This window comes from Mesorhizobium sp. M1E.F.Ca.ET.063.01.1.1 (assembly GCF_003998155.1).
Classification (GTDB): Bacteria; Pseudomonadota; Alphaproteobacteria; order Rhizobiales; family Rhizobiaceae; genus Mesorhizobium.
The window spans coordinates 1-4498 of the sequence record NZ_RZSC01000495.1 but is presented as its reverse complement, the minus strand read 5'-3'; the positions used below and the strand labels follow the sequence as shown (position 1 = coordinate 4498).

The following is a 4498-nucleotide window of genomic DNA, read 5'->3' as shown; positions in this document are numbered from 1 at the left end:
CCTCAATACAACCCCAAAGCAAGCCGGGCTTTTGATCCAGCACTCATGCCGAACTGAGAAGCGCCGCATGATGACTTGTATCCTCATAGCCTGGCTCGCCCTCCAGCCCGCCAGCATCATCATTGGCAAGTCTATCGCCTTTGGAAGTCAATGATGGCCGACTGACCGGCAAGCCGATCGTAGGAAGCCCCCGCGTTCGGACCCGGCGCGGTGTTCCTGCTCGGCGAAATCGTCAAGCGCTCCCGTCGCGGGGAAGCCGGCTTGCATGGACAGAACGGTTGGGCGATGCTGTCTTTTTGGGGTGTGGTGTTCGCAGTGCCGATTCCATGGAAGCACCGCTATGTTCATTGACTACTACGAACTACTTGAGATCAGTCCGAACGCGAATTCGGAAACGATCGAACGGATATTTCGTTATTTTGCCATGCGCTATCATCCCGACAATCGGGACACCGGCGATGAATCACGCTTCAGCGAAATCGTGGAGGCGCACAATACGCTCAAGGATCCGGTCAAGCGCGCCCAGTACGACGTCCAGTACAAGGACAATTTGAGCCTTCGCCGCGAACTGACCGAGGAAGCTGGCAACGCCAAAGGGCTCGAGCGGGATATCGTCATCCAGGCCAAACTGCTGTCGCTTCTTTATGTAAAACGCCGACAAGACGTCAACAATCCTGGCATCGGCGATGAAGAACTCGAACGCTTGTCAGGCTGCCCGCGAGAACATCTTGAGTTTCATCTCTGGTATTTGAAGGCAAAGGGCTGGATAGCGAGGATCGAAAACGGGATGTTCGCCATCACCGTGGACGGCATCGATCGCGCCAATTCCGAACATCGTCGTGAGACCGCCGCTACTAGGCTGCTGAATCATGCAAGCTGAAGGTCATCGCCGCGGTTTCTCGGTTGCCCGCCAGTCACCTTCGCTTTAGCGATCGCTTGTATTCAAATCTGACCGGGCCCATGGTCGCCTTCCCGGGGAGGTTTGATTGGCGTGGCCCGTGTCTCGGTTCCCATGTCTCGCTGTGGAGCGGCTTGAACGGGGCGTCCGAGGGGAGGGGAAATTGCCCGAGAAAAAAGTAATCGCGGTCAAAGACTGGACCTGCGCCATGAGCGACGAGCTTGGTCGCGTAGCCCTGATGGTCAACCCGACCGATGGCGAGCCGATCATGGTCTTGATGACGATCTTTCAGGCAGCAAAGATGGGGCGCGAACTGCAGTCTCCGAAGCGCGTCCAGTCTATCTAAAGCATGTCTCCCGAAAGTGGGAACCGGTTTCGGGACAAAGACATGCGTAAAATCAAAAACCTAAAGCGCACGGAGCGAATCTGAAAGATCGCGACGCGCTTTAGCGGGGGATTGCGGGCGTCGGCCCAGGCTGGAGCCGCACCCCAACCTTGTCGCCAGGCGGGGCGGCGGTTAAGGTCGACCTCCCGAAGGAGGCTCGACCATGGCACTTGACCTTTCGGTAGATACTTCAGCCGCCAAGGCGGCGACGCCGCCAGGCAAGTATCTCTTCGGCCCGGTCGCCGACTTCCTCATGCTCGGCGGCGGCGCATTTGTGATCCTGCCGGTTCTGTTGCTGGTCCCGCTCGAGTATGAAGGTCTCGTGGCTGCAACGATGGTCGTCGTGGCGTATTTGGTCAATTACCCCCACTTTGCCCACTCGTACCAGATTTTCTACCGCAATTTCGGGCGCAAGGTGAGCGGGAACGGATACGACAGGAGCTTGCAGCTCCGCTATATTTTCGCGGGCATCGTCGTTCCGGTTATCATGGGCGCCTTCTTCGCGTATGGCGCGGCGACGGCGAACACCCGCCTGCTCGGATATGCGGCCAACGCAATGTTCTTCTTCGTGGGCTGGCACTACGTCAAGCAGGGCTACGGCATGCTGATGGTGGACGCCGTCCTGAAGCGCAAGTTCTTCGACGGCCGGGACAAGAAGGTGCTGCTTGTCAACAGCTATGCGGTGTGGATCCTGGCATGGCTGCAGACGAACACGGCAGTCACCCAAGGGAAATATTACGGCTTGGAGTACTACACATTCGCCGCCCCAGCGTGGATCACCAACATTGCCCTGCTGGTGGCCGTTGCATCGACGGCGGTGACAATTCTGATGCTGATCAATCGCTGGCGACGGAACGGCCGCGCCCTGCCATATAACGGCATCGTGGCGTATGTCGCGTCGCTCTATCTTTGGATCCTGATCGCGAGGATAAACCCGCTTTGGCTGCTTGTGGTGCCCGCGCTCCATTCGCTGCAATATCTGGCGGTGGTCTGGCGCTACCAGACCAATGTCGAGCGCGACGGCCCGGATGCCGTCGGATATCCGCAACTGAAGATCCTATCCGTTGTCGGGCCGCTCTACAGGCTGCGGGTCCTGGGATTCATCGTTGGAGGCGCTGCACTGGGATATCTCGGTTTCTGGCTGATCCCGATGGCGATGACGGCCTTGATCCCCTACGACAGGCAGGTCCTCGGATCCTCCCTGTTCTTCTTCATCGTGCTGATCTTCATCAACGTGCACCACTATTTCCTGGACAATGTGATGTGGCGCCGCGGCAACCCGGAAGTGTCGCGGTATCTGTTCCGGTAGGGCAAATTCAGGAACGCCCGAAGACCAGCGAAACATTGCCGCCGGCATGGCGCTCGAGCCGTCCGGCGAGGTCGAGCTCCAGGAGCACCATCGCGATCTGCGCGGCGCTCAGGCCGGTGTGCCGGATGATCTCGTCCACGCCGATGGGTGTCGGGCCGAGAGCCTCCAGCACGTCGGCGCGCTCGTTCTCGCCGGGCGGCGGCATTGACGACAGGTCGGGTGCTTCGGCGAGCGGCGCGGTTCTTGGTGGGCGAGTGCCGGCCAGCGGCGCCAGCGCGCCAAGGATATCGGCCGCTTCGGTGACGAGCATCGCGCCATCCTTCAGCAAGGCGTTGCTGCCGGCGGCGCGCGGGTCGAGCGGCGAGCCCGGCACGGCGAAGACCAGCCGGCCCATCGCGTTGGCAAGCCTGGCGCTGATCAGCGAGCCGGAGCGCTGCGCCGCTTCGACCACGACCAGCCCCATCGCCATGCCGGCGACAAGGCGGTTGCGGCGCGGAAAATCCTGCGCGCGCGGCTGCCAGCCGAACGGCATTTCCGAAACGATGGCGCCGCCACGCTCGGCGATGTCGTCGCACAGGCCGGCATTTTCGGGCGGGTAGGGAACGTCGAGGCCGCCGGCCAGCACGCCGACCGTGCCGGTCGAGAGACTGCCCTGGTGTGCGGCCGTGTCGATGCCGCGCGCGAGGCCCGAGACGATGGCGTAACCGTCGCGGCCGAGGTCCGCCGCCAGCATGCGCGCCATCTTGATGCCCGCGAGCGAGGCATTGCGGGCGCCGACGATGGCCACCGCCGGCAGGCGGAACACCGCGCCTTCGCCTTTGGCCGCCAGCAGCGGCGGCGGGTTGTCCATGGTCTTCAGCAGAGCGGGATAGTCGGCCTCCCCGATGCCGACGAAACGGGCGCCGGCGCGCCGCGCCGCCTCCAGCTCGGCCTCGGCTTCCGCGATGGAGGGAATGCGAACGATGCGGTTGGCGCCCCCCGAAATCATCAGTTCGGGCAGCATCTCGAGCGCAGCCTCGGCCGAGCCGAAGCGGTTGATCAGTTCGCGGAAAGAGGCCGGGCCGACATTCGGCGTGCGGATCAGTCGGAGCCAGGCAAGCCGCTGCCGGTCGCTGAGGCGCGGGCCGGCGGCGGGCGCGATCATCCCTTCGCCCCGATCTTGCCCTCGGTGCCGGCGAGAAGGCGCGAGATGTTCGCGTGGTGCTTGATGAACACGATCAGGCTCATCACCGCGAACAGGCCGGCAATCTGCGGTGTGCTGATGAAATAGAGAGCGATCGGCACGGCCACCGCCGCCGCCAGCGCCGCCAGCGAGGAATAGCGGAACAGGAAAGCCATGGCGAGCCAGACCACTGCGAAGACAAGCATGCCTTGCCAGGCAAGGCCGAGCAGCACACCGAGGTAGGTGGCGACGCCCTTGCCGCCCTTGAAGCCGAGCCAGACCGGAAAGAGATGGCCGAGGAAGGCGCCGAAGCCAGCCGCGAGCGCCAGTTCCGGTGCGAAGCGGCCGGCGATCAACGCTGCCGCCGTGCCTTTCAGGGCGTCAAGCAACAGCGTCGCGGCGGCGAGCCCCTTGTTGCCGGTGCGCAGCACATTGGTGGCGCCGATGTTGCCGGAGCCGATGTTGCGCACGTCGCCGAGACCGGCGGCGCGGGTGATCAAGAGTCCAAACGGGATCGAGCCGAGCAGATAGCCGAACAGCAAAGACAGGACATAGCTCATTGTTTTCCCCCGCTTCTCTGCCTTCGGCCCGGATCGCGGCACTGGTCGCGGTCCGGGTTTCTTGTGCTCTCAGGCTGAAAACACTGTGCGGCCCGCAACCATCGTTTGCAAGACCTTGCCCTGCAGGCGCGCGCCTTCGAAACAGGTGTTCTTCGAGCGCGAGCGAAGCCCGCTCTCGCTGACG

General features: G+C 62.8%; 6 protein-coding genes. 4 read left to right on the top strand and 2 right to left on the bottom strand.

Features of this window, described 5'->3' with window-relative positions:
• Nucleotides 1-210: 210 nt before the first annotated feature.
• The 4 genes from EOA29_RS41675 (at nucleotide 211) to EOA29_RS26265 (ending at nucleotide 2592) form a co-directional block, all read left to right on the top strand.
• Nucleotides 211-351, top strand: coding sequence for a hypothetical protein (locus EOA29_RS41675; protein WP_189478994.1), 141 nt, complete (start codon nucleotides 211-213; stop codon nucleotides 349-351).
• Entirely contained in the window at nucleotides 341-880 is a 540-nt protein-coding gene (locus EOA29_RS26275; RefSeq protein ID WP_126093846.1) for a J domain-containing protein, read from the top strand. The genes EOA29_RS41675 and EOA29_RS26275 overlap by 11 nt, the downstream gene beginning before the upstream one ends.
• 181 nt (nucleotides 881-1061) lie before the next feature.
• Complete coding sequence (locus tag EOA29_RS26270; RefSeq protein WP_126093847.1) at nucleotides 1062-1244, top strand: hypothetical protein; 183 nt, start codon at nucleotides 1062-1064, stop codon at nucleotides 1242-1244.
• 202 nt (nucleotides 1245-1446) lie between these two features.
• Nucleotides 1447-2592, top strand: a complete 1146-nt coding sequence (locus EOA29_RS26265; RefSeq protein ID WP_126093848.1) for a hypothetical protein — start codon at nucleotides 1447-1449, stop codon at nucleotides 2590-2592.
• A gap of 7 nt (nucleotides 2593-2599) precedes the next feature.
• Here the strand turns inward: EOA29_RS26265 and dprA are convergent, their stop codons facing one another.
• Together dprA and plsY are read right to left on the bottom strand one after the other, a co-directional pair.
• Nucleotides 2600-3736 carry a DNA-processing protein DprA gene (dprA, locus tag EOA29_RS26260; RefSeq protein WP_127221820.1) on the bottom strand — a complete coding sequence of 379 codons (1137 nt, stop codon included), beginning with the start codon at nucleotides 3734-3736 and terminating at the stop codon, nucleotides 2600-2602.
• Nucleotides 3733-4314, bottom strand: coding sequence for a glycerol-3-phosphate 1-O-acyltransferase PlsY (gene plsY, locus EOA29_RS26255; protein WP_126093850.1), 582 nt, complete (start codon nucleotides 4312-4314; stop codon nucleotides 3733-3735). The genes dprA and plsY overlap by 4 nt, the downstream gene beginning before the upstream one ends.
• Nucleotides 4315-4498: the final 184 nt, after the last annotated feature.

Bases quoted from the DNA above. Each gene is read 5' to 3' on its own strand.
- EOA29_RS26275 (WP_126093846.1), top strand. From the start codon at position 341: ATGTTCATTGACTACTACGAACTACTTGAGATCAGTCCGAACGCGAAT.
- EOA29_RS26265 (WP_126093848.1), top strand. From the start codon at position 1,447: ATGGCACTTGACCTTTCGGTAGATACTTCAGCCGCCAAGGCGGCGACG.
- dprA (WP_127221820.1), bottom strand. From the start codon at position 3,736: ATGATCGCGCCCGCCGCCGGCCCGCGCCTCAGCGACCGGCAGCGGCTT.
- plsY (WP_126093850.1), bottom strand. From the start codon at position 4,314: ATGAGCTATGTCCTGTCTTTGCTGTTCGGCTATCTGCTCGGCTCGATC.